The organism is Aquitalea sp. LB_tupeE (genome assembly GCF_013391415.1).
In the GTDB taxonomy this organism is placed as follows: Bacteria; Pseudomonadota; Gammaproteobacteria; order Burkholderiales; family Chromobacteriaceae; genus Aquitalea.
Genome location: NZ_JACAXB010000034.1, coordinates 261,758 through 284,511, shown reverse-complemented (window position 1 = coordinate 284,511; position 22,754 = coordinate 261,758). Strand labels below are relative to the sequence as shown.

At 59.4% G+C, this 22,754-nt stretch carries 20 protein-coding genes; 15 read left to right on the top strand and 5 right to left on the bottom strand.

The window, feature by feature from the left end; translation table 11 throughout:
• The first annotated feature begins 207 nt into the window (after nucleotides 1-207).
• From HWX34_RS18990 to aroQ, 7 genes are all read left to right on the top strand, one after another.
• Complete coding sequence (locus HWX34_RS18990; protein WP_178973730.1) at nucleotides 208-2,397, top strand: TonB-dependent siderophore receptor; 2,190 nt, start codon at nucleotides 208-210, stop codon at nucleotides 2,395-2,397.
• Nucleotides 2,398-2,601: 204 nt separating this feature from the next.
• Nucleotides 2,602-3,447 carry an iron uptake transporter permease EfeU gene (efeU, locus tag HWX34_RS18985; RefSeq protein ID WP_178973729.1) on the top strand — a complete coding sequence of 282 codons (846 nt, stop codon included), beginning with the start codon at nucleotides 2,602-2,604 and terminating at the stop codon, nucleotides 3,445-3,447.
• 35 nt (nucleotides 3,448-3,482) lie between these two features.
• On the top strand, nucleotides 3,483-4,400 hold the full coding sequence (efeO, locus tag HWX34_RS18980) for an iron uptake system protein EfeO (RefSeq protein ID WP_178973728.1): 918 nt from the start codon (nucleotides 3,483-3,485) through the stop codon (nucleotides 4,398-4,400).
• Nucleotides 4,401-4,500: 100 nt separating this feature from the next.
• Entirely contained in the window at nucleotides 4,501-4,872 is a 372-nt protein-coding gene (locus HWX34_RS18975) for a cupredoxin domain-containing protein (protein WP_178973727.1), read from the top strand.
• A 101-nt stretch (nucleotides 4,873-4,973) separates the two neighbouring features.
• Nucleotides 4,974-6,257 carry an iron uptake transporter deferrochelatase/peroxidase subunit gene (gene efeB, locus HWX34_RS18970; protein ID WP_178973726.1) on the top strand — a complete coding sequence of 428 codons (1,284 nt, stop codon included), beginning with the start codon at nucleotides 4,974-4,976 and terminating at the stop codon, nucleotides 6,255-6,257.
• 253 nt (nucleotides 6,258-6,510) lie between these two features.
• The gene (locus tag HWX34_RS18965; protein ID WP_178973725.1) at nucleotides 6,511-7,344 is read left to right on the top strand and encodes a shikimate dehydrogenase; all 834 of its coding nucleotides are present in this window, start codon (nucleotides 6,511-6,513) and stop codon (nucleotides 7,342-7,344) included.
• Nucleotides 7,345-7,354: 10 nt separating this feature from the next.
• Nucleotides 7,355-7,798 carry a type II 3-dehydroquinate dehydratase gene (aroQ, locus tag HWX34_RS18960; protein ID WP_178973724.1) on the top strand — a complete coding sequence of 148 codons (444 nt, stop codon included), beginning with the start codon at nucleotides 7,355-7,357 and terminating at the stop codon, nucleotides 7,796-7,798.
• An 83-nt stretch (nucleotides 7,799-7,881) separates the two neighbouring features.
• On the opposite strand, the gene HWX34_RS18955 is transcribed toward aroQ, so the two are convergent.
• Complete coding sequence (locus HWX34_RS18955) at nucleotides 7,882-8,082, bottom strand: hypothetical protein (RefSeq protein ID WP_045844941.1); 201 nt, start codon at nucleotides 8,080-8,082, stop codon at nucleotides 7,882-7,884.
• A gap of 155 nt (nucleotides 8,083-8,237) precedes the next feature.
• Nucleotides 8,238-9,404 carry a porin gene (locus HWX34_RS18950; RefSeq protein WP_178973723.1) on the bottom strand — a complete coding sequence of 389 codons (1,167 nt, stop codon included), beginning with the start codon at nucleotides 9,402-9,404 and terminating at the stop codon, nucleotides 8,238-8,240.
• 315 nt (nucleotides 9,405-9,719) lie between these two features.
• Between HWX34_RS18950 and HWX34_RS18945 the strand changes: the two genes are divergently transcribed.
• Nucleotides 9,720-11,549: a tannase/feruloyl esterase family alpha/beta hydrolase gene (locus tag HWX34_RS18945; RefSeq protein WP_218645249.1), complete on the top strand. Its 1,830-nt coding sequence runs from the start codon at nucleotides 9,720-9,722 to the stop codon at nucleotides 11,547-11,549.
• Nucleotides 11,550-11,553: 4 nt separating this feature from the next.
• On the opposite strand, the gene HWX34_RS18940 is transcribed toward HWX34_RS18945, so the two are convergent.
• Nucleotides 11,554-13,992: an EAL domain-containing protein gene (locus tag HWX34_RS18940; protein ID WP_178973722.1), complete on the bottom strand. Its 2,439-nt coding sequence runs from the start codon at nucleotides 13,990-13,992 to the stop codon at nucleotides 11,554-11,556.
• Between the two features lie 4 nt (nucleotides 13,993-13,996).
• On the bottom strand, nucleotides 13,997-15,778 hold the full coding sequence (locus tag HWX34_RS18935; RefSeq protein WP_178973721.1) for a PAS domain S-box protein: 1,782 nt from the start codon (nucleotides 15,776-15,778) through the stop codon (nucleotides 13,997-13,999).
• A 56-nt stretch (nucleotides 15,779-15,834) separates the two neighbouring features.
• Here HWX34_RS18935 and HWX34_RS18930 point away from each other — a divergent pair, with 56 nt between their 5' ends.
• Nucleotides 15,835-16,035 (top strand): hypothetical protein, encoded by a 201-nt coding sequence (locus HWX34_RS18930; protein WP_178973720.1) that lies wholly within the window; start codon nucleotides 15,835-15,837, stop codon nucleotides 16,033-16,035.
• Nucleotides 16,036-16,291: 256 nt separating this feature from the next.
• Entirely contained in the window at nucleotides 16,292-17,689 is a 1,398-nt protein-coding gene (locus tag HWX34_RS18925; RefSeq protein ID WP_178973719.1) for an amino acid permease, read from the top strand.
• Nucleotides 17,690-17,847: 158 nt separating this feature from the next.
• Here the strand turns inward: HWX34_RS18925 and HWX34_RS18920 are convergent, their stop codons facing one another.
• Nucleotides 17,848-18,624, bottom strand: a complete 777-nt coding sequence (locus HWX34_RS18920; protein WP_178973718.1) for an isochorismatase family protein — start codon at nucleotides 18,622-18,624, stop codon at nucleotides 17,848-17,850.
• A gap of 191 nt (nucleotides 18,625-18,815) precedes the next feature.
• On the opposite strand from HWX34_RS18920, the gene HWX34_RS18915 reads away from it, so the two are divergent.
• The 5 genes from HWX34_RS18915 (at nucleotide 18,816) to ssuC (ending at nucleotide 22,747) form a co-directional block, all read left to right on the top strand.
• Nucleotides 18,816-19,022 (top strand): hypothetical protein, encoded by a 207-nt coding sequence (locus tag HWX34_RS18915; protein ID WP_178973717.1) that lies wholly within the window; start codon nucleotides 18,816-18,818, stop codon nucleotides 19,020-19,022.
• Nucleotides 19,023-19,208: 186 nt separating this feature from the next.
• Nucleotides 19,209-19,799: an NADPH-dependent FMN reductase gene (gene ssuE / locus HWX34_RS18910; protein WP_178973716.1), complete on the top strand. Its 591-nt coding sequence runs from the start codon at nucleotides 19,209-19,211 to the stop codon at nucleotides 19,797-19,799.
• Nucleotides 19,800-19,813: 14 nt separating this feature from the next.
• Entirely contained in the window at nucleotides 19,814-20,749 is a 936-nt protein-coding gene (locus HWX34_RS18905; RefSeq protein WP_178973715.1) for a sulfonate ABC transporter substrate-binding protein, read from the top strand.
• Between the two features lie 55 nt (nucleotides 20,750-20,804).
• A complete protein-coding gene (ssuD, locus tag HWX34_RS18900; RefSeq protein ID WP_178973714.1) occupies nucleotides 20,805-21,944 on the top strand; it encodes an FMNH2-dependent alkanesulfonate monooxygenase in 1,140 nt (379 codons plus the stop codon).
• A gap of 11 nt (nucleotides 21,945-21,955) precedes the next feature.
• Nucleotides 21,956-22,747 carry an aliphatic sulfonate ABC transporter permease SsuC gene (ssuC, locus tag HWX34_RS18895; protein ID WP_178973713.1) on the top strand — a complete coding sequence of 264 codons (792 nt, stop codon included), beginning with the start codon at nucleotides 21,956-21,958 and terminating at the stop codon, nucleotides 22,745-22,747.
• The last annotated feature ends 7 nt before the right edge of the window (nucleotides 22,748-22,754 follow it).

The following is a 22,754-nucleotide window of genomic DNA, read 5'->3' as shown; positions in this document are numbered from 1 at the left end:
GTTTGATGGCTGCGCAGTGTACATGCAAATACGAATCAATAGCAATTAAAACGGAAGCATCCACTTGCAGTTTGGCTGGCGGTGTGAACTGCCGATGTAAAGATGATTGACAGCAGGTAAATGCCATGCTGACAATAAAAACGATAAGCATTCGCATTTGTGAGTGTGTACTAGATTCCGTTTTTTAACATTCTGGATATTTACCCCATGCAAGTTCACCGGCCTGCTGCTGCCCGTCATTCCCAACCCCATGGTTTTAACCTCCGTCCTTTATGTCTGGCTGTGTGGCTGGCCACTGCTGGTGTGGCCAGTCAGGCCCTGGCCGATGATGGCACCGCAGCGGCTACTTCTAGCGACAAGGACAGCGGGCTTGCCGTTCTGCCTGCCGTTTCCGTATCCGCCGAGGCAGTGAGCAGCCAGCTACCCACCGATCAGCAGGAAATCTACACCATCAAGCACAGCACCTCGGCCACCCGGCTGAACCTGAGTCCGCGTGAAACTCCGCAGGCAAGTTCGGTGGTGACACATGCGCAGATGGAAGATTTCCGGCTTGGCACCATCAACGATGTGCTGGCCACCACCACCGGCGTGACGGTGGAAAAGGTGGAAACCAATCGCACCTATTACACGGCACGCGGTTTTGACATCACCAATTTCCAGATGGACAGCATCGGCGTGCCGATGACCTATGGCCTGCAATATGGTGACATCGACATGGCCATGTTCGACCGGGTGGAAATCGTGCGTGGGGCCAATGGCCTGTCCAGTTCCACCGGCAATCCGTCCGCCACGGTCAACTTTATTCGCAAGCGTCCGACGGATGACTTCCAGGCCTCAGCCGGACTCACCATTGGTTCTTGGGACACCAAGCGCCTGGACGTGGATGTTTCCGGCCCGCTGAACGAGGCCGGTACGGTCAGCGGACGGGTAGTGGCGGCGCATGAGGATGGCCATTCCTATCTGGATCGCTACAAACCATCCCGTGATGTGTTTTACGGGGTGCTGGCCAACAAACTGAGCGACAAGACCACGCTGACCGTGGGCTACAGCTACCAGAAACAGCAAGGCAAGGGTGCCATGTGGGGTGCGCTGCCCATGGCCTACAGCGATGGCACGTCAACCAATTACCCGGTGGGCACCAGCACCTCGGCTAGCTGGTCCTACCTGAATACCACCGACCAGCGGGTGTTCGCCGAGCTGGCCCATGCACTGGATAATGGCTGGCAGTGGAAGAGCACGCTGGGCTACAACCAGGCAGATACCGACAGTGCGCTGTTCTATGTGTACGGCACCCCCAACAAGAGCACCGGTGGCGGGCTGTATGCCTATCCCTCGCTTTATGACAGCAGTAACAAGCAGGTGTATTTCGACAGCAATCTGGGGGGCAAGGTCGCGCTGGCCGGGCGTCAGCATGACTTCAATATCGGCGTGAACCTGTCACGTTCGCGCATGACGGATATCAGCCATTACGGTCAAGGTATTGGTACCGAACTGTTTGGCAATAGTGCATTCGATGGCAGCTATGCCACGCCCAGCTTCGACGCCAGTGTGGATGGCAGCAGCTATGTGGACACCCGTAAAACCGTCTACGCAGCAACGCGGCTGAATCTGGCCGATCCGGTAAAACTACTGCTGGGCGCCAATTACACCCAGGCCAGTTCGATTGGTGCCAGCTACGGCGTGGCGCATGCGCTGGAGCAGTCAGCCACTTCGCCTTATGTCGGCCTGGTGGTGGATTTGAGCAATGAGATTTCCGCCTACGGTAGCGTATCCAAGATTTTCAATCCGCAAACCCAGACCGATGCCAGCGGTGCCACATTGGCCGCTGCCCGTGGTACCGGCAAGGAAATCGGCCTGAAAGGTGAGTTCCTGCAACGCCGTCTGAACACCGCCTTGTCGCTGTTTGAAGTGGAGCAGGACAATATTGCCGAGCAGGCCGGCTATGTCGGCAGCAAGGCTTATTACCGTGGCATTAGTGCCAAGTCGCGCGGGGTAGAGTTTGATTTGTCCGGCGAACTGGCGCACAACTGGCAGGCCAGCCTGGGCGTGGTGGCGCAGCGGATTACCGGTGAAAACGGCGAAGATGTGCGGCTGTATGTGCCGCGTCGTCAGGTACGGCTGTCCACCACCTGGCGCGTGCCACAGCTGGAACAGCTGAAACTGGGTGCCAGTCTCAATTACCAGAGTGAGACGCGTTACAGCAGCACGTCCGCCGCCTATCAGGGTGGCTATTCGGTATGGAACCTGATGGCCAGCTACGACGTGGACAAGCACCTGACCGTGGCGGCAAACCTGTACAACGTACTGAACCGCAAATACCTGACCAGTGTGTATTGGGACCAGTCCTACTATGCCGCGCCGATCAATGCCAGCGTCGCAGTAAAGTGGAAATATTGAAGCAGAAGTACTGAGTTAATGCGGTAACGGAGCCTGCAGCCCCAGGCTGCCAGCCGGTCGGCCTTGTGCCGGTCGGCTTTTTTTATGGCCGTTGGGTGCGGGCAAATTGTTAAGCAGTATTGCAGGGTGCTGTGACGACAGTTTTTTGCGTTGACAGTTCAAATGATAATGCGCATGATTCTCATTTTCAGAAAAATCAATATCATGCTTATTCCGTTTCTCATCATGCTGCGCGAAGGCATGGAGGCCGCACTGATAGTCGGCATCATCGCCAGCTATCTGCGCCAGTCCGGCCAGCAGCGCTTCATGCCTGCGGTATGGCTGGGGGTGGTGCTGGCCTGTCTGCTCAGCCTTGCGGTGGGCGTGGCACTGGAAATGACCGAGCAGGAATTCCCGCAAAAGCAGCAGGAGCTGTTTGAAGCCGTGGTGGCGCTGGTTGCGGTGGGCATTCTCACTTCCATGGTGTTCTGGATGAAGCAGGCGGCCCGCTCCATCAAGCACCAGTTGCAGGGCTCCATCGATGCAGCACTCCGTCGCGGCCGTGGCCAGGCCTATGCGCTGGTGGGCATGGCCTTCTTTGCCGTGGCACGGGAAGGGCTGGAGTCGGTGTTTTTCCTGCTGGCCACCGTGCAGCAGCAAAGCAGCAATCCGCTGGCCTGGCTGGCCGCCTTGCTGGGCCTGCTGGTGGCCTCGGCCATGGGCTGGGGGATTTACCAGGGCGGGGTGCGTATCAATCTGCGCCGTTTTTTCCGTCTGACCGGCATGTTCATCATTCTGGTGGCGGCCGGTCTGTTGGCCGGAGCCGTCAAGGCCCTGCACGAAGCCGGGCTGTGGAATCAGCTGCAAAGCGTGGTGATAGACCTGAGTCGGGTGCTGCCGCTTGATACCCCGCTGGGCGTGATTCTCTCCGGCATGTTCGGCTATGACGACACCCCCACAGTCAGCGAACTGCTGGCCTGGGTGCTGTATCTGTTGCCGGCGCTGTTTTTGTTTCTGCGTGACGGCAAGCCCTTGGCCAAATCTTCGTCCGCACCGTTGTCCACGCGTTGAAATCCTTGTTTATCCATTCTCAAGAAAGTTGACCGATGAAAAAACCTTCCCTGTGCAAGCTGTCTGTTCTGGCTTTGTTGCTGTCCACACTGGCGGCCTGCGGTAAAACCGGGGATGCCCCGGCAGCTGATGCTGCTGGCAGCGCCCCCGTGGCAGAGGCTGCGGCTTCGGCGGCAGCGGCATCCGCTCCCGCAGTGGACTACAGCGCACAACTGGCAGCGCCCATTGCCGATTACAAGCAGTATGTCAGCAAGGAGCTGGAAGGTTTGCTGAGCCAGTCCAAGGCTTTTGCCGCTGCCATCAAGGCCGGTGAGCTGAAAAAGGCGCAAGGCCTGTACGCCATCACCCGTCAGCATTACGAACGCATCGAGCCGATTGCCGAGTTGTTCTCCGATATGGATAGCGCCATCGACGCGCGGGAAGACGACTTCAAGCAAAAAGCGGCAGACCCCAAATTCACCGGTTTCCACCGTCTGGAAAAAGCCTTGTTTGGTGACCACGCCACCAAGGGCCAGGCCGAGTTCGCCGACAAGCTGGTGGCCGACATCACCGAGCTGAACAAGCGTGTGGCCACGCTGGATATTCCGCCGGCCAAGATGGTGGGTGGTGCTGCCGGGCTGATCGAGGAAGTGGCGAAAACCAAGGTGAGCGGGGAAGAAGACCGTTACAGCCATACCGACTTGTGGGATTTCCAGGCCAATGTGGACGGTGCGCAGAAAATTGTCGAACTGCTGCGCCCGCTGCTGCAAAAAGCCAGCCCGGACTTGCTGGCCAAAGTGGATGACAACTTCAAGACCGTGGATGCCCTGCTGGACAAATACCGTAGCGAGGACAAAAAAGGCTTTGTCAGCTACGACAAGGTGACCGATGCCGACCGCACCGCGATGAAGGGCCCGATCACGGCCTTGGCCGAAGACCTGTCCAAGCTGCGTGGCGTGCTGGGCCTGGATTGATTCATCTGCTGCCGCCGTCCTGACCAGCGATGGCGGCAAGCAGCCATGCCGGGCAAGTACTGCTTGCCCGGCAGCCTAAGCAAGCATTCAGGAAATACTCATGTTCAAAACCCTGGCACCGTGTGTGCTGCTGGTACTGCTGGCGGCCTGCGGCAAGCAAAATACAGCCCCGGCCGCCGCCACTCCTGCAGCACCGGCTTCTGCCATCCCGGTGGTGAATGTCGGCGTCAACGATGAAGCCTGCGAACCCATGCAGCTGACTGTCAAACGCGGCAAAACCCAGTTTCTGATCAAGAACAACAGTGCGCGGTCGGTAGAGTGGGAAATCCTCAAGGGCGTGTATGTGGTGGAAGAGCGGGAAAACATTGCTCCCGGTTTCAGCCAGAAGCTGACCGCAAAACTGGAACCCGGCAAATACGAAATGACCTGCGGCCTGTTGAGCAATCCGCATGGCGTGTTGATCGTCGAATAAGCGCGGTCAGGCAACATCCGGCTGTGTCGGCACGCCTTGCTTCAAGGGCAGGACGCGAATGTCTCAGCCGTGCCAAACATTATCAGGGCAGATTTTCATTCATGACTGAACAAGACAATAACCAGGCCCTGCCTGCATCCGGCAGCCAGCCCGACCGGCAGCGCCGTAAGCTGCTGCGTGGTGCTGGCCTGTTTGGCGGCGGCGTGCTGGCAGGGGCACTGGGCGCCGCGGGCTGGATAAAGCAGCAGGCGCTATCGCATGACCCGGCCATGCAACGGGTGCCGTTTGCCGGTGTGCATCAGGCGGGGGTAAGCACCCCGACGCCGCAGGAAGCCGTTTTCATTGCTTTCGATGTTCTCGCTCGCGACCGCAAGGGTCTGCAGGAAACCCTGCAACTGCTGACCCGGCGCATTGCCTTTCTCACCGAAGGCGGCCCGGCACCGGTGGACGCGCCCAAGCTGCCACCGCCGGATTCCGGCCTGCTGGGCGATAGCGTGGCACCGGACGGGCTCACCATCACCGTGGCGCTGGGCGCGTCATTGTTTGACGGGCGCTTTGGCCTGCAAGCATTGCGGCCCAAACACCTGACGGCCATGCCTGCCTTTCCCAACGACGCACTGGATGCCGCCTGGTGCGACGGCGACCTGCTGTTGCAATGCTGTGCCAATTCCCGTGAAACAGTGATTCACGCGGTGCGTGACATCATCAAGCATTGCCCGGACAAACTGGCCGCGCGGTGGAAAATGGATGGCTTCCAGCCTGCCGCAGCGGTACGGCATGCCAGCACGCCCATCAATCTGTTCGGCTTCAAGGACGGAACAGGGAATCCCGAGACGTCGGACAAGCAACAGATGGATGCGCTGGTGTGGGTGGGTGACAAGGATGGAGAGCCCGCCTGGGCCCGTGGCGGGACATATGCCGTGGTAAGGCTGATCCGCTTCACCATGGAGCAGTGGGACCGCACGCCACTGGGCGAACAGCAAGGCATTTTCGGCCGCGACAAACACAGCGGTGCGCCGCTGGGCAAAAAACAGGAGTTTGACGACCCGCAGTTTGCCGCCGACCCGCATGGCCAGCAGGTGCCACTGGATTCCCACATGCGCCGCGCCGAACCACGCCTGCATGGCCGTCACGATGCCAAACTGCTGCGCCGCAGCTACAGCTATTCGCTGGGGCTGACCAAGTCCGGCCAGCTGGACATGGGGCTGGTGTTTGTTGCCTTCCAGGCCAATTTGCAAACCGGCTTTGTTGCCACTCAGCAGCGCCTGAATGGCGAACCGCTGGAGGAGTACATCAAGCCGTTTGGCGGCGGCTACTTCTTTGCCTTGCCGGGCGTGGAGGCGGGTGGCTATCTGGGCCAGTCCCTGCTGGCCGCTGCGGGCTAGTACGCGTGGCCTGCCAAGCTAAAAGCCGGTGCTTGTACCGGCTTTTTTGCGCCTTGTCGCCACGCTGCGGTGCCGGTCTGCTATGCCCGCGATGACATTTTCCCAGGTCGAACAACTGATTTTGCTATATCAGTTAGAGCGATTTTGCTGTTGGATGCCGCCGCCAAACGGCCCATGATGCAGCTATGTCACGGGACGGTTTGATCCCGCCGGATGCAAGCGCATCGCGATAGCAAAACGATTGGAGACATGCGTGATTAGTGGCAAGACAACGCTGATTGCCCATCTGGGTTATCCCACCGAGAGCTTCAAGGCTCCGATGATTTACAACCCCTGGTTTGACAGCAAGGGCATTGATGCCGTGGTGATGCCCATCGGCGTCAAGCCGGAGGACTATGTGGCGGCGATCGCCAGCATCCGCAAGTTCACCAATCTGCGTGGTGCACTGGTCACCATGCCGCACAAAGTCACGACCCTGGGCCTGATGGACGAAATCACCCCCACCGCCGCCATTGCCGGTGCCTGCAATGCCATTCTGGTGCGGCCGGACGGCACGCTGCTGGGCGACCAGTTTGACGGGGCCGGTTTTGTGCGTGGCGTGGAGCGCAAGGGCTTTTCCCTCAAGGGACGCAAGGTGCTGGTGTCGGGCAACGGCGGGGTTGGTTGTGCCATCGCCGCCTCGCTGGCAGGTGCAGGCGTGGCTGAAATGGCCTTGTTCGACAGTAATACCGCCTCGTCCGAAGCGCTGGCAGGCCGTTTGCGTCAGCACTATCCACAGCTGATCGTCACCGTGGGCAGCAACGACCCGGCCGGATTCGAGCTGATCGTCAACGCCACCCCGCTGGGCATGAAAGAGGACGACCCGCTGCCGTTTGACATGGACCGCGTCAGCCCCGACACCTTTGTTGGCGAAGTGGTGATGAAGAAGGAAATCACCCCCTTGCTGGCTGCGGCACAGGCCAAAGGCTGCCAGATCCAGTTGGGCACCGACATGCTGTTTGAAATGATCCCGGCCTATCTGGAATTCTTCGGTTTTGGCAGCACTACGCCGGAAGAGCTGCGTGCCGTGGCCAAACTGAATTATTAAGGGGCTGGCCATGAAGAAAATGCTGATGCTGCACGGCATCAACCACAATATGTTTGGCAAGCGCGACCCGAAGCAGTACGGCACAGTCACCCTGGCCGAGATCGACGCGCGTCTGCAAGCGCTGGGCCGTGAACTGGGCGTGGAAGTGGAAAGCTTCCAGACCAATCACGAAGGGGAAATGTGCGAGCGCATTCATCAGGCGTATGCCGACGGGGTGGATGCCGTGCTGATCAACGCCGGGGCCTGGACCCATTACAGCTACGGCATTCGCGACGCACTGGCCATCCTCACCGTGCCCATCGTGGAAATCCACATGTCCAACATCCATGCGCGCGAAGCGTTCCGCCACCAGTCGGTATTTGCCGAGATCGCCAAGGGGCAGATCTGCGGCTTTGGCACCGAGAGTTATCTGTTAGGCCTGCGCGCAGCCATTGCGGCCACAGCGGCGCAGTAAGTTTTTCTCTGTAGCAATCCGAAACTGACTCAGTCAGTGTTTGACGGAGGAGCCTGGCTCCTCCTTTTTTTTGCGCGACGCGCTCAGGCCTTGGTATCCACCGTATTACCCAGATGACTGGGATTGCTGGTGGCGTATTCGTAAATGCCCACCCCCAACGCCACACCCGCCAGCAGGGGATGCGCTTCGACAATGGAAGCCGCTTCGGTCACTACGGAAGAGCCAGCCTTGAGCAAAGCCCCGCCAGAAGTGCTGATGAATGAACCGACTGCGCCCAGAAACATGGTTGGATTCCTTATTGCATTTATAACAACTATCGGTGAAATTACGGCTGGCTTGAAGGGATTTACCTGGATTTACACGATTTGACATCAGCCTGAAAAAGGCTGGCAAGCGCCAGCCTTTTCAGTGTGATGATTGTGGTCAGCCGCGTGCTGAATCAGAAAGCAGTGGACATGCCCACGCCTACGCTGTGCAGGGTGTTGCCGTTGGCCAGCACAACGGTACTGCTGGCATTGGTGCCGGTGGTCAGCGGGCTGAAGCCGAAGTTGGCATTCTGCAGTGCGCCGTTGCTCAGACGGGTGGCATAGGTGTAGAAGCTGGTGCGTTTGGTGACGGCATAGGTGGCACCCAACACCCACTGCGTGGCCTTGTAGTCATCGGCATGGCTGGCATTGTTCAGGCTGCCCAGCTTGCTGTATGACGCCTTGAGGGCCAGCCGCTCGCTTACCGGCTGGCTGACACCCACCGTCCAGCCGGTCTGGTTCAGCGTCTGGCCGCCACTGGCCGATTCATAAGTCCCGCGTTCCACCCCGGCACCAAGCAGCGTCCCGGTGCTGCTGAAAGTCCACTGCGCCAGCAGCTTGGCAAAATCCACATGCTTGCCAGCGGCAGCGGTGCCGGAGTTGGTCTGCTCGTAACCCGCGGTATCAAACTGGCGGTCCCAGCCAAAACCGGCCTTGAACGGGCCGTCGCCATATTTGACTGCCAGGCTCAGGCGGCTGCGGTTGGTGTTATTGGTTTTGCTTTCATCCACGCCATAGGACGCGCCAGCCTGCCAGCCGGACAACAAGGGCGACACATAATGGATGGAGTTTTTCAGGCGGGTTTCACCACGGCTGAAGAGCTGGTAAAAGCCTGGGCCGGTTCCCCAGCTGTCGGCAATGGTGCCGGCCATCACATCAATGCCAAAGTCCGCCGTGCTGCCCACCAGCGATTTGTAAACCGTGTCGTTATATCCCGCAATCAGGCGGCCATATTGCTCGCTGCTCATGCCGACAAAGCTGTTGCGGGTGGCCAGCGTGGCGCTCTGGCCCCAATCGGTGCTACCGCCCTGTTCGAAGTTGCGCAAGCTGGATTCCACCTGCCAGATGGCTTTTACTCCGTTGCCCAGGTCTTCGTTGCCACGAAAGCCGATGCGGGAATTATTGTCGGTGACGCGGGTGGTGGTGGACTTGGTGCCACCGCTACCGCCGGATGCTCCCACCGATTCCAGCGAGGCGCTGATCACCCCGTACACGGTGACCGTGCTGTCTTCGGCATGGGCAGTCAGCGCAGTGAGTGCGGCACAGGCGGCCAGGCTCAGTTTGAACATGGATTGCTGCATGGTTTCTCCTCCATCTGGTTCAGATCGTTGTTATTGCAATGGTTCTGATTGCATTGGCTAATCTAGGTCAGCCGGGAGGAGGGTGCGTTGCCAAAAAGTGAAGCTGCGTTGCCATGTGCTGCCACCAGGGTCGCGCTGGCTGGCTGGATAGTCTTGGCTGGGCTAGGCTCAAGCCAGTGCATGACTATGCCATGCCAGGCGGCGTAGCCTGGTGCAGTGCTGTTAAGACAAGAAAATTGCAGCAAAGCAACATGACGCTGCTGTGGCTGGATGATAGTAATTCTCGTTTTGTGGTGAACATCAGGAGTGAATAAAGTGAACCATACCGCTTATCGCAGCCAGCGCATGGTTGCCGGCTGGCTGTCCCTGTTGGCATGCGTGTGCTTGCTGTGCATGGGATGGCTGCCCGGTTCAGTGCAGGCAGCCGACTATCAGCCCTTGCCAGCGCAAGCCGCGGTGATCAGCTGCGCAGCACTCGGCCAGCAGGCCCTCACCGGTGTGGCAGATGCGCCGGTCAGCATCCGTGCCGCCAGTGTGGTGAGCACGCCCAAGGGTGATTTTTGCAAGGTGGAAGGGAACATCGCCCCGGCCATTGGTTTCGAGGTGGACCTGCCCCTCAAGGGCTGGACCCAGCGCTACTTGCAAGGTGGTTGCGGCGGGCTGTGCGGCATGACCCGCGTGGGGATCAGCAATGCCGGGCGTTGCGGCCCTGCCTTGAATGGCGAATTCGTGGTGGCAGGCAACGACATGGGCCACAAGGGCCCGATGATGGGGCCGGATCAGGCCAGCTTCGGTGCCGACCCGCAAAAACGCATCGACTTTGCCTACCGTGCCAATCACCAGACCGCCCTGGTGGCCAAGGCCTTGATCAAGGCCTTTTATGGCCAGCCGGCGCGCTTCTCTTATTTTATCGGTTGTTCGGATGGCGGTCGCGAAGCACTGATGGAAACGCAGCGCTATCCGGATGACTTTGATGGTGTGGCTGCCGGTGCGCCAGCTACGCTGTTCCAGCTGCAAAATTCGCTGTACCACGGCTGGAATGTGGTGGCTAACCAGCGGGCCGATGGCAGCAATATCCTGCTGCAAAAGCGGCTGGGCATTCTGCATCGCGCCGTTCTGGAACATTGTGCCGAGGGTTCCGGCGTAAAAGATGGCCTGCTGCAAGACCCGCTTAGTTGCAAGGTGGACCCGGCCTGGGCGCAGTGTCCGGCAGGTGCGACGGACAGCAGCCAGTGCCTGAGTGCCGAGGAAGTGGCGGTGGCGCGCAAGCTGTATGACGGCCCGCTGGATGCCGCCGGTCGCAAGCTGACCATGGGCGGGGTGTTGCCCGGTTCCGAGCTGCAATGGATGGTGCCGGCCACGGCGCAAGGCAAGTCGATGAGCAATGATATTGCCTCGCTGGCCATCAGTTACTTGATTCTGCCGCAAGTGGACCAGGCCATGGGCAATCTGCAACAGCTGCGGTTTGATGACGCCAGCTTTGCGCAGCTGGCGCAATTGGCTCCGCTGTATAACGCCACCAATACCAATTTGCAGCCCTTCCGTCAGCATGGCGGCAAACTGATTTTGTGGCATGGCCTGGCGGATACTTCGGTTACCCCGGCGGTGTCGCTGGCTTATTACCAGGGCGTGCAGCAACAGCTGGGCGCAGCGGCTACCGACAGCTTCATGCGCTTGTTTCTGCTGCCGGGTGTCGGGCATTGCGGTGGTGGCGATGGATACGATCAGGTGGATGTGCTTGCTCCGCTGATGGCCTGGACCGAGCTGCAACAGCCCCCGGCCGCGCTGCTGACCGGCAAGCTGGCGCATGCTGCAGCGGATTTCATGGCCGGGCCGCCACCGGCAGGCCTGCCAGCCGAGGGCAAGCCAGCCCAGGCTGCCCCCACCCTGCATGCAGCACCCATGCCCAGCAGCCCGCTTGCCCGGCCATGGGGGGAGGTGAAGGCCACGCGACCGGTGTATCCGTGGCCGCTGATTGCACGTTATCGCGGGCAAGGGGATGTGAACGATGCCGCCAGTTACCAGGCGGTGCCGTCTGCCCTTACGCTGCCGCTGGTGTTCAACAGTCTGGCCAGCAGCCTGATCGGGCCGGACAATCAGCGTAACTACCGGGTGGAAAACGGCAGGCTGACGGTTCTTCCCTGAACTGTCAGCTGTCGGGGCCTGCTGCCGTGGCGGGCCCCGCGCTGAAGGATTGTTCCAGGTAGCGTTCCAGCGCGGCGGCATCCAGTGGCTTCGAGTAGTAATAGCCCTGAATGGTGTCGCAGCCGTTTTCGCGCAGAAAATCCACCTGCGCACCTTCTTCCACCCCTTCGGCGGTGATGCCCAGCATCAGGCTGCGCGCCAGCATGATGATGGCCTTGCATACGGCGGCATCCTGCGTCTGTGTCGGGGTATTGCAGATGAAGGAGCGGTCGATTTTCAGCCGGTCCACCGCCAGGTCTTTCAGCACCGCCATCGACGAATAACCGGTGCCAAAATCATCAATCGCCACCGATACGCCAATGCGTTTGAGGTCTTTGAGGATGCGCTTGCTGTTTTCCAGTGACTGCAACACGCTTTCGGTAATTTCCAGTTCCAGCAAATGCGGTTGCAAGCCGCTGTGTTGTAACTCTCTGGCCACGCCTGCAAGAAAATCTGTTTCGACAAACTGCATGACCGACACATTCACCGCCACCTTCAAGGGGTAGTGAAAGCGTTCATTCCAGCGCTGCGCCTCGACGCAGGCCTGCTGCAGCACCCAGCTGCCCAGTTCCTGGATCAGTCCGCACTCTTCCGCCACTGGAATGAACAAATCCGGTGGAATGTTCACGCCCTCGTCCTGCCAGCGCAACAGGGCTTCGAAGCCGATCAGGCTGGCATCCTCCACCCGGATCAAGGGCTGATAGTGCAGGGTGAAGCTGCGCTGTTTCACCGCCTGGCGCAGACGTTGTTCCAGCCGCAGTCGTTCGTGCACTTTTTCTGCCATGGACTCATTAAAGGTGCAGTAGCGCCGCTTGCCGGCCAGCTTGGCCTGATACATGGCACTGTCGGCGGCGCTGAGCAGTTTTTCGGCGGAGGTGCCGTGCTGCGGATACAGGGCAATGCCGATGCTGGCGGTGACGACGATATTGTCCTTGCCCGCCGGCATGGGTTGTTCCAGCCTTTCCAGCAGGCGGCTGGCCATGGTGGTGCAGTCCTGCTCGCTGCTGTGCGGGCAGATAATGAAGAATTCATCGCCGCCAAAACGCACCGGAATGTCCGCACGGCGGATGGTGTCGCGGATACGCTGTGCCACCACTTTCAGTAATTGGTCGCCAGTGGCATGGCCCAGGCCGTCGTTGATCAGCTTGAAGCCATCCAGGTCGATGAACACCAGGCCCATCTGGTTGCCGTCGCCCGCGGCCCGGTTCAGTTCGATCGCCAGTTGTTCGTTCAGCAGATGGCGATTGCCCAGGTCGGTGAGCGCATCATGAAACGCCATGCGGTTCAGTTCGATTTCAGCTTTCTTGATTGAGCTGACATCGGTACAGCCGATGATGTAATGGGCGGGTAGCTCCAGATCGTAGGACACCAGGCAGATATGCTCCCAGGCAGGGAAGGTTTCGCCATTCTTGCGGCGGCACATCACCTCGCCATGCCAGCCAGCTTCGCCCAACTGGCCCAGGCCCAGGTAAAAGTCCGGTGTGTGCTTTTTGACATGCAGCAGCTCGTCGATGTCCTGCCCCAGTATTTCCATCAGGCTAAAACCGGTCAGGCGCAAAAAAGCCGGGTTGGCCGACTTCACCTGCCGGTCGGTATCCACCACTACTATGCCTTCAGCGGTGGACTGGAATACCGCACCGGCCTGTTGTAACAGCTGTTCGGACTTGATGCGCTCGGTAATGTCACGCAGCACGCCAATCTGCTTGGCGCTTTCCTGCCATTGCGGCTCGTACTCCTGTACCGACATTTCCACCCATACCGCATCGCCATCATCCGGGGTGATGGTGGTAATCATGTCCACCCGGCCCCGGTCTTTCAGCAACTGGTTCAGCCGGCTTTGGTCGGCATGTTCCAGCAGGCGCAGGAAGGGCGGCACTTTTTCCTGGCGCGCTGTCATGTCAAGGCCGGTGATCTTGCCGAAATAGCCCTGACCGGTGAACAGCGATTGCTGCGGGTCCCACTCCCATATGCCCAGCTGGGCGGTTTCCACCGCCAGCATCAGCAGTCTTTGCTGTTTGTGGACTTCCATTTCGGCCATGCGGCAGGCCAGCGCCATGCGGATGGTGGCGTTCAGCTCGCGCAGCTCGAAAGGCTTGAGCAGATAGCCATAGGGCGCACTTTTTTCTGCCTGCTGCAAGATGTTTTCTTCGGCAAAGGCAGTCAGGTAGATCACCGGGACGTCCAGGGTCTGGCGGATGATGAGGGCAGCTTCGGTGCCCGGCATGCTTCCTTCCAGGTGGATGTCCATCAGGATGATATCGGGCTTGAGTTCGCCGGCACGCGCGATGGCCTCTTCGCCGGATGCGCAACTGGCAACCACATCAAAACCCAGGCTTTGCAGCGCCATTTTCAGATCCAGCGCGACAATGCGTTCGTCTTCGACAATCTGGATGCGGTAAGCCATGCAGCTACTCCCGGATAAGGTCTGGAATGGTCAAGGTGAAACAGCAGCCTTGATCCGGTGCGGTTTCCAGTGTCAATGTGGCTTTCAGCTGTTCGGTCAGCATGGGCAATAACTGAAAGCCAAGCGTGTCGGCATGCCCCAGCGACACGCCGGGCGGGCAGCCGCGTCCGTTGTCACGAATCCGCAGCTGTACCTGATCTTCGGTGTTCATGTGGATGGTCACCTGACCGGGCTGGCCGGGCGTGAAGGCATGTTTGCAGGCATTGACCACGATTTCATTCAGGATCAGGCCAAAGGGAATGCTGTTTTGCAGTTCCAGAAAGGCCTCGGGGCCGGTGCGCTCGAACACGAAGGCAATATGGCTGCCGTAGCCGGTGCTGACGTCGCGCAGCAGATGGGTGAGTCTTTCTATATAGACCGACATCGGAATGCGGGAAAAATCATTGCGCTCGTACAAGAGCTGGTGAATCAGCGCCATCGAGCGCACATGGTTCTGGCTGTCCAGCAAGGCCTTGTTGGCGTCGGGGGTGGCGGTGCGTGCTTGCAGGCTGAGCAAGCTGGAAATCACTTGCAGATTGTTCTTCACCCGGTGATGCACCTCGCCCAGCAGCACGGTTTTTTCTTGCAGGGCTTTTTCCAGATCCAGCTTGGCGTAGTAGCGTTCGGATACGTCAGAAATACAGGCCAGCGTCAGCATTTCTTCGCCCACCCGCATCGGGTTGAGGCCGATTTCACAGGGAAACTGCGAGCCATCGCGCCGCTGGGCAAACAGCGGCTTGCGATTGGCCATGCCCCGCGCCATCGGTGCGGTAAAAAACTGTGTGACGTAGCTGCTGTGGGTGGCGCGAAAATCATCCGGCAGCAGGCTGGACAGTTTTTCGCCCACCAGTTCGTGCCGTGTGTAACCAAACAACTGCTCCATCCGGGTGTTGATCAGGCGGATGACGCCGTGCTGGTCCACCATCATCAGTCCGTCCGGTGTGGATTCCACCACTTCACGGAAATAGGTTTCACTGATTTGCAGCGCCAGTTCGTTTTGCTTGCGCGCGGTAATGTCGATGCCGGAGGCAATCAGGTTGCTGATGGCTCCCGTTTCATCGCGCAAGGGGCGCAGCATGAAGTCGATGACCATGCGGCTGTCGTTTTTCATGCGCACCACCACGTCGTAGCGCACGGTTTCGCCGCCTGCAGCACGGGCAATGGCCTGTTGCAGCTCGATTTGCACCAGTGGGTCGTGGTTCCACCAGTAACACTCCCAGAACAGTTTGCCCTGTACGTCGGCCAGTTCCAGCCCTGCCTGTTCCAGCGGGGCGCGGTTGGCTTCCTCCAGCACGCCATGGGTGCTCAGTACCCCGACAAAGGTGAACAAGGCATCCAGCACCTTGCGAATGCGTTCGTTGCTGGCCCGAATGGCCAGCTCTGCCCGTTTCTTCAGCGAGACATCCTCCACCATGGCAATGATGCCGCAAGGCTCGCCTTGCTTGTCAAAGCGGGGGTGGTAGCTGGCATTCCAGTAGGTGATGCAGCCCGAGCCGGGGGGGATTTCGGCACTGGCTTCAAAATTGCACTCCGCCAGGCCGCTGGCCATCACCTTGCGCATGATGCCTTCCAGACCGGGGCCAATATCGGGCAGCACGTCGCGCGGGGTGCGGCCGATATGGGCCTCCGGGCTCAGGCCGTTGGAGTCTGCCAGCTGGCGGTTGATGTGCACATAGCGCAACTGGCTGTCCAGCACCGCAATGCCGATGGGGGATGTTTGCAACAAGTCTGCGAGCAGCTTTTCCATACGCGCGTTTAGCCCTGCCATGGGTTGCGAGCAATTATCCATTATGGGTAACGAAAATGCGTATTGAAAGTAATAACTCGCAAAGAAAGATCAAATTGTTGCGATGCGGCATTGTGGGTGCGGCAGGGGAGGCTGGCATGACCAGCGTGGGAATGTGGCAGGGCGGAGCAGGAGTGTCACTGTGCAAGCCGCCAGTTTGTCAGGTGGCAGTTAAAATTTTGTTGATGGGCTTATTTATGCTTTTGCGACATGATTAATCAGTTGGCTGATATTAATTGTTTGTTTGTTGCGAATTGGCATTCGAATAACCGAATAAATACTGTTTTTGTTGTTCGGATTTCCGAATTGTAGATTTCGCCTTGTTTTAAAGGGGATTCCCTTTATTGCGACTGTGAAATGAAGGGTTTAGCATTATCCCGTAGTCAGATCAAAGAATAGGTAATCCGCGTTTGTCAGAATAAGCGCCAGGATTGGATATTCGATAAATATGTGAAACCAACGGGAATATAAATCGTGTCAGAAAATCAGAGTGACAAAAAGCTGCAGCGCGGGCTTGAGGCACGACATATCGAACTGATTGCCCTTGGCGGGACAATCGGTGTCGGTCTGTTCATGGGCTCGGCCAGCACGCTGAAATGGACGGGGCCTTCGGTCTTGCTGGCGTATGCCATTGCCGGGGTGTTCATCTTCTTCATCATGCGCACCATGGGTGAAATGCTGCATACCGAGCCGGTGGCCGGCTCGTTTGCCCATTACGCCTACAAATACCTCAGCCCTTACTGGGGCTACCTTACCGCCTGGGCTTACTGGCTGATGTGGATTGCCGTGGGCATTTCGGAAATCACCGCCGCCGGGGTGTATGTGCAGTACTGGTTCCCCAGTGTGCCGCAGTGGGTGCCGGCCATTGCCTTTGTCGGCATTCTGGCAGCTTCCAACCTGCTGGCTGTGCGCCTGTACGGCGAGTTCGAGTTCTGGTTCGGCCTGATCAAGATTTCCACCATCGTGGTGATGATTCTGGTGGGGCTGAAGCTGATCCTGGTGGGTGGTGCCGACATGCCAGCTGTTGGTCTGGCCAATCTGACCGCCCATGACGGCTTTTTTGCCGGTGGTGCCAAGGGCTTTCTGTTCGCGCTCTGTCTGGTGGTGGCGGCTTATCAGGGGGTAGAGCTGGTTGGCATTACTGCTGGTGAAGCCAAGGACCCGCAAGTCACCCTCAAGCGTGCCATCAACAACATCATCTGGCGCATCCTGATTTTCTATGTCGGCGCCATTTTCGTCATCGTCGCCATTTACCCGTGGAACCAGATCGGCACCAGCGGCAGCCCCTTTGTGCTGACCTTTGCCAAGGTGGGCATTGCCGCCGCTGCGGGTGTCATCAACTTCGTGGTACTGACTGCGGCGCTGTCCGGCTGTAATAGCGGCATCTACAGCTGTGGCCGCATGCTGTATACCCTGGCGCAGAACAAGCAGCTGCCGTCCTTCCTGGGCAAGGTGTCCAAGGGTGGTGTGCCGGTCAACGCCATCTGGGTGACCATTGCCTGCATCGGCCTGGGTTCCGCACTCAACTACATCATTCCCAATCCGGAACGTGTATTCGTGTATGTATACAGCGCCAGTGTACTGCCGGGCATGGTGCCCTGGTTTGTTGTCCTGCTGTGCCAGGCCCGTTTCCGTCTGGCGCACAGCGAGAAAATGCACAGCCACCCGTTCAAGTCCATCCTGTTCCCCTTCACCAACTGGCTGACCATTGCCTTCCTGGTGTGTGTGCTGTTCGGCATGCTGGTGAATCCGGATACCCGCGTATCGCTGTTTGTCGGTAGCGGCCTCTTGCTGGCGGTATCGGTGGTGTACAAGATGTTCAATCTGGGTCGCCATCACCAGCCGGCACTGGCTGCGGTGGAGCGCGACTGAGTACAAGCCGGCGTGCAACTGCACGCGCTTGATATGAAAAGGGCGTGCCTGCGGGCACGCCCTTTTTGCTGGCCGAGCCGTGTGCCGCTGCTAACAAAAGCCTGGCGTCGCTGGTGCAAGGCGGCGCAACACGACAGCAGGATGTTTGTTGGCAGCGTTCAGGCGAAAAGTGCGGTGCTGGGGAGGATGTGCGCGCCCAGTTGGCGGATTTCCGCGACAAAGTCTTCAGCCTGTTTTTCGAACCCCGGCACCGGGCTACTGCAATCTTCCAGTAGTACCAGCTTGCGGGCGAAGTCCGGCCCCAGATGGCGCAGCAGGCTGCGTACCGAACTGGCCACACAGTGGGACAGGGCCTCGCCCGCTACGATGACGCGCTGAGCTGCCACCAGTGTGGCCACCTGCCGCGGGTTAAAACAGGTGGCAGGGTCATCCGCCAGCGGCAAATCTGCTTCAAAGGCTGAAAAATGCTCGGTGAGCGGGTTCAGGCCCTTGAACAGGAACTGTACCGGCTGCAGGCCCTGGCATTCCCATTGCTGCAGTGCCTGGTTGAGCCCCTCATGAATATTGTGTCCCCAGCTACCGACCAGGCAGTGCGGCGGCCACACGAATAGCGCGCAGTGCTGCAGGTAGTGGCGGACGGCAGGCAGCAGGGCGGGCTGGGCGGGTAACCAGCGTCCGGCATCCACATCCGCCAGGGTGATGGGGCAGAGCAGTGGCTGCTCGCCCGCTGGGCCGCGCCAGAAAGCCGGGTGGGCGATGTCGTAGCGGTGGTGGCTGTCCAGCGTTACCGTAATACCGTCCAGCGCTGTGCCATGACGTGTGATCAGCTGTGCCAGCCGTTGCAGGTCGGCATTGGCTCCGCGCACCGGTAGCGCAGATGGCGGCAGGTCACAGAAATCATTCTGGGGATCGATGATCAACAGGTGGTGGCGCATGGTGGGCTCGCTGATTGGCAAGCCGGATATTGTGCGGCAAGCACTGTTTTTTGGACAGGGTGGTGGCGGTCGCAGTAGCCGGATTGGTCTCGCCCTTGCTGTCAGTATGTCGTTTTGAACCGGGCATGCTTGTCATTGTGCTGACTTGTGGCATTATAAATTTTCATTTCACTGACTTTGAAGGAGTGCTTATGGGACTGCTGGATACCCTGGGTGAAGTAGCTGGTGCCATTGCGGCGGTGGAAGCTGCGGAAAAACTGGACCCGGATGCTGGCCTTCTGACCAAGGGCATTGCTGCCGTGGCTGGTTTCAAGGGCGCAGGCGCGCTGGAAGACATGCTGGAGAAGAAGGACGAGAGTGCTGCCGACGCCGGCCAGGGCGACGACGCCCAGGCCTGAAACACTTATCTGCCAGCCCGTGTCTAGTGATATGGACACGGGCTTTTGCATGTCTGGCCGTAAGCTAATCATATTGTTTCATTAGCTTTTTTTCTGCTAATAAGTTTATTTATTATTGGTTATGGATATAAAAGGGCTCTGCTAAGGTGCTGCTCATTGACATGACGCACTGCGGAAAACCCACCCATGACCGTTCTCGCCATTCTCGGTAGCCCCAGCAAAACCTCGCGTACTGCGCGCCTGATCGAGCGCAGCCGTGCTGCGCTGGACGCACTGGATATCGAGCTGCAAACCATCAGTATTCACGACTTTCCGGCCGACGCCCTGTTGCACGGCCAGTTTTCCCATCCGCAAATCCAGGAATTCCAGCAGCGCATCAGCGCCGCCAGTGGCCTGATCATCGCCACGCCGGTGTACAAGGCCGCTTATGCCGGCGCACTCAAGGTGCTGCTGGACCTGATTCCCGAAGGCGGCCTGGCTGGCAAACCGGTATTGCCGCTGGTGAGCGGCGGTAGCCCCGGCCATTTGCTGGCGGTGGACTACTCCATCAAGCCAGTGCTGGCAGCGCTGAAAGCCAGTGCCATCCATCAGGGCGTGTATGCGGTGGAATCGCAAATCGGTGCCAATGCCAATGGTGAAGCCGAACTGGCCGAGGAGCTGGAGCAGCGTCTGCAAACCGCTGTGCATGAGTTCGCCGCCCTGCTGGGAGTGAATGCCCCGGCCCCGCATGCCCCCCGTTATGCCAACGATTTCATTTCCCGGCTGATCAGCCTGTAATTCCGGACATCATCATGACTGTATCCATCCTGAAAAAAACACTGGGTCTCGCCGTGCTGGCCGGCTGGTCGCTGGCGGCCCAGGCGCTGGACCTGAATGTCGGTTACCAGAAAAGTGCCATCAATCTGGTGTCGCTCAAGGCGCAAGGCACGCTGGAAAAGCAGTTGGCGCCGCTGGGCGTGACGGTGAAATGGTATGAATTTCAAGCTGGCCCGCCGATTCTGGAAGCCATGAATGCGGGTAGTGTCAGCATTGGCATGACTGGCGATTCGCCGCCGGTATTTGCCCAAGCTGCCGGGGCCAATATTGTGTATATCGGCCAGGAGCCGTCCAAGCCGGAATCCTCCGCCATCCTGTTGCCGGCTAATTCGCCTATCAAGAAACTGGCCGACCTCAAGGGCAAGCGCGTGGCCTTTACCAAGGGCTCCAGTGCGCACTACCTGACGGTGGCGGCGCTGAAGAAGGCCGGGCTGCAATACAGCGACATCACCCCGGTTTACCTGACACCGTCCGAGGCGCGTGCCGCCTTCGAGCGCGGCAGTGTCGATGCCTGGAGCATCTGGGACCCGTACTACGCAGCGGCCACCCGCGCTGGTGGTGTGCGCGTGCTCTCTAGCGGCAAGGGTCTGAGCGCCAACAATACCTTCTATCTGGCGGCGCGTGACTTTGCCCAGGCCAACCCCAAGGTAATTGCCATCGTGTTCAAGGCGCTGACCGACAACAACAAACAGCTGCGTGGCGATGTGCAGCAAGTGGCCAAAACCCTCTCCGGCTATACCGGGCTGGAGGCGGAAACCTATGCCGCCATGCTCAGCCGTCACCCGGACTACAGCGTCAGCTACGTCAACGCCAAAACCATTCAGCAGCAACAGCAGGTGGCCGACACCTTCCACGCACTGGGCCTGATTCCCAAGGCTATCAAGGTGCAGGACGCGGTGTGGAAGCCCTGAGTGCCATTCAAGAGCAAAGCTAGAACAAGACAAGATCAAGACAGGAATACAAGACATGCAGATTTTCTGGTTTTTCCCCACGCATGGTGACGGTCGCTATCTGGGCAGCCCGGAAGGGGCGCGCACGGTGGACCTGGACTACCTCACCCAGATTGCCCGCGCGGCAGACAGCCTGGGCTTTGATGGCGCGCTGATTCCTACCGGTCGTTCTTGCGAAGACCCGTGGGTGACGGCCGCCACGCTGATTCCGGCCACCAAAAAACTGAAGTTCCTGGTGGCGGTGCGCCCCGGCATCATGTCGCCCACCGTGGCGGCGCGCATGGCTTCCAGCTTTGACCGCCTGTCGCAAGGCCGTCTGCTGGTGAACGTGGTGGCTGGGGGGGACCCGGTGGAGCTGGCCGGTGATGGCAGCTGGCTCAGTCACGACGAGCGCTACGAAGCCGCCAGCGAATTCCTGCATATCTGGAAGGGTGTGCTGGCCGGTGACAAGGTGAATCTTGACGGCAAGCACATCAAGGTGAGCGATGCCCAGTTGCTGTACCCGCCGGTAAGCAAGCCGTATCCGCCGCTGTATTTCGGTGGCTCTTCCGATGCCGCGCATGATCTGGCGGCCGAGCATGTGGATGTCTACCTCAGTTGGGGCGAGCCGCCTGCCGAAGTGGCCAAAAAAATTGCCGATGTACGGGCGCGGGCAGCCAAGCTGGGCCGCACGGTACGTTTTGGCATCCGCCTGCACATCATCGTGCGTGAAACCAATGAAGAAGCCTGGGCCGCAGCCGACCGGCTGATCAGCCGTCTGGACGACGCCACCATCGCCAATGCACAGAAAACCCTGGCACGGGCGGACTCGGAAGGCCAGCGCCGCATGGCTGCGCTACATGGCGGCAGCCGTGACAAGCTGGAAATTTCGCCCAATCTGTGGGCCGGTATCGGTCTGGTGCGCGGTGGCGCAGGCACGGCCCTGGTGGGCGATGGCGCCACCGTGGCCGCGCGCATGCAGGAATATGCCGAGCTTGGCATCGAAACCTTTGTGTTCTCCGGCTATCCGCATCTGGACGAAGCCTATCGCGTGGCCGAACTGCTGTTCCCGCATCTGCCGGATCGTCTCAAGGCCAGCATCGGCCAGCAGCCGGCGGGCGAGGTGATGGCCAACCAGCTGTTGCCCAATGAAATCCGCCAGGCGGCGGCCTCCTGAGGAGCCTGACCATGTCACGTTCACATGCATTGGCACAAGGCCTGTGGCAACGTCTGCTGCCCTGGCTGGTGCCCATCCTGTTGCTGCTGTTCTGGCAGCAGGCCTCGGTGGCGGGCTGGCTGAACCACCGGGTCCTGCCCGCACCCACCGAAGTGCTGGTGGCCTTCTGGCAATTGCTCAGCAGTGGCGACCTGTTCCGTCATCTGGCGGTCAGTTTTGCCCGGGTAGCCAGTGGCTTTGTCATCGGCGCGGGCCTTGGCCTGGCCTTCGGTCTGCTGGCCGGGGTGTCCCGGCTGGGCGAGGCATTGTTTGATACCACCTTGCAGATGCTGCGCAACATCCCGCCATTGGCCATCCTGCCGCTGGTGATTTTGTGGTTCGGCATCGACGAGTCGGCCAAGGTGTTTCTGGTGGCCTTCGGCGTGCTGTTCCCGGTGTATCTCAATACGTATCACGGTATTCGCTCGCTCGACCCGCAGCTGCTGGAAATGGCACGCAGTTACGGCCTTAGCGGTAATGCCTTGTTTCGTCAGGTGGTGTTGCCGGGGGCCTTGCCGTCGATTCTGGTGGGCATCCGCTACGCACTGGGCATTGCCTGGATCATCCTGATCGTGGCGGAAACCCTGTCCGCCACCAGCGGTATCGGCTATCTGGCGTCCAATGCGCGGGAATTCCTGCAAACCGACATCGTGGTGCTGTCCATCCTGCTGTATGCCGCACTGGGCAAGGTGGTGGATGTCGCCGCCCGGGCACTGGAAAAACGCTGGTTGCGCTGGCATCCATCCTATTTCAAGGCTGCCTGAGGAGAAC

Bases quoted from the DNA above. Each gene is read 5' to 3' on its own strand.
- HWX34_RS18990 (WP_178973730.1), top strand. From the start codon at position 208: ATGCAAGTTCACCGGCCTGCTGCTGCCCGTCATTCCCAACCCCATGGT.
- efeU (WP_178973729.1), top strand. From the start codon at position 2,602: ATGCTTATTCCGTTTCTCATCATGCTGCGCGAAGGCATGGAGGCCGCA.
- efeO (WP_178973728.1), top strand. From the start codon at position 3,483: ATGAAAAAACCTTCCCTGTGCAAGCTGTCTGTTCTGGCTTTGTTGCTG.
- HWX34_RS18975 (WP_178973727.1), top strand. From the start codon at position 4,501: ATGTTCAAAACCCTGGCACCGTGTGTGCTGCTGGTACTGCTGGCGGCC.
- efeB (WP_178973726.1), top strand. From the start codon at position 4,974: ATGACTGAACAAGACAATAACCAGGCCCTGCCTGCATCCGGCAGCCAG.
- aroQ (WP_178973724.1), top strand. From the start codon at position 7,355: ATGAAGAAAATGCTGATGCTGCACGGCATCAACCACAATATGTTTGGC.
- HWX34_RS18955 (WP_045844941.1), bottom strand. From the start codon at position 8,082: ATGTTTCTGGGCGCAGTCGGTTCATTCATCAGCACTTCTGGCGGGGCT.
- HWX34_RS18950 (WP_178973723.1), bottom strand. From the start codon at position 9,404: ATGCAGCAATCCATGTTCAAACTGAGCCTGGCCGCCTGTGCCGCACTC.
- HWX34_RS18940 (WP_178973722.1), bottom strand. From the start codon at position 13,992: ATGGCTTACCGCATCCAGATTGTCGAAGACGAACGCATTGTCGCGCTG.
- HWX34_RS18935 (WP_178973721.1), bottom strand. From the start codon at position 15,778: ATGGAAAAGCTGCTCGCAGACTTGTTGCAAACATCCCCCATCGGCATT.
- HWX34_RS18930 (WP_178973720.1), top strand. From the start codon at position 15,835: ATGCGTATTGAAAGTAATAACTCGCAAAGAAAGATCAAATTGTTGCGA.
- HWX34_RS18920 (WP_178973718.1), bottom strand. From the start codon at position 18,624: ATGCGCCACCACCTGTTGATCATCGATCCCCAGAATGATTTCTGTGAC.
- HWX34_RS18915 (WP_178973717.1), top strand. From the start codon at position 18,816: ATGGGACTGCTGGATACCCTGGGTGAAGTAGCTGGTGCCATTGCGGCG.
- ssuE (WP_178973716.1), top strand. From the start codon at position 19,209: ATGACCGTTCTCGCCATTCTCGGTAGCCCCAGCAAAACCTCGCGTACT.
- HWX34_RS18905 (WP_178973715.1), top strand. From the start codon at position 19,814: ATGACTGTATCCATCCTGAAAAAAACACTGGGTCTCGCCGTGCTGGCC.
- ssuD (WP_178973714.1), top strand. From the start codon at position 20,805: ATGCAGATTTTCTGGTTTTTCCCCACGCATGGTGACGGTCGCTATCTG.
- ssuC (WP_178973713.1), top strand. From the start codon at position 21,956: ATGTCACGTTCACATGCATTGGCACAAGGCCTGTGGCAACGTCTGCTG.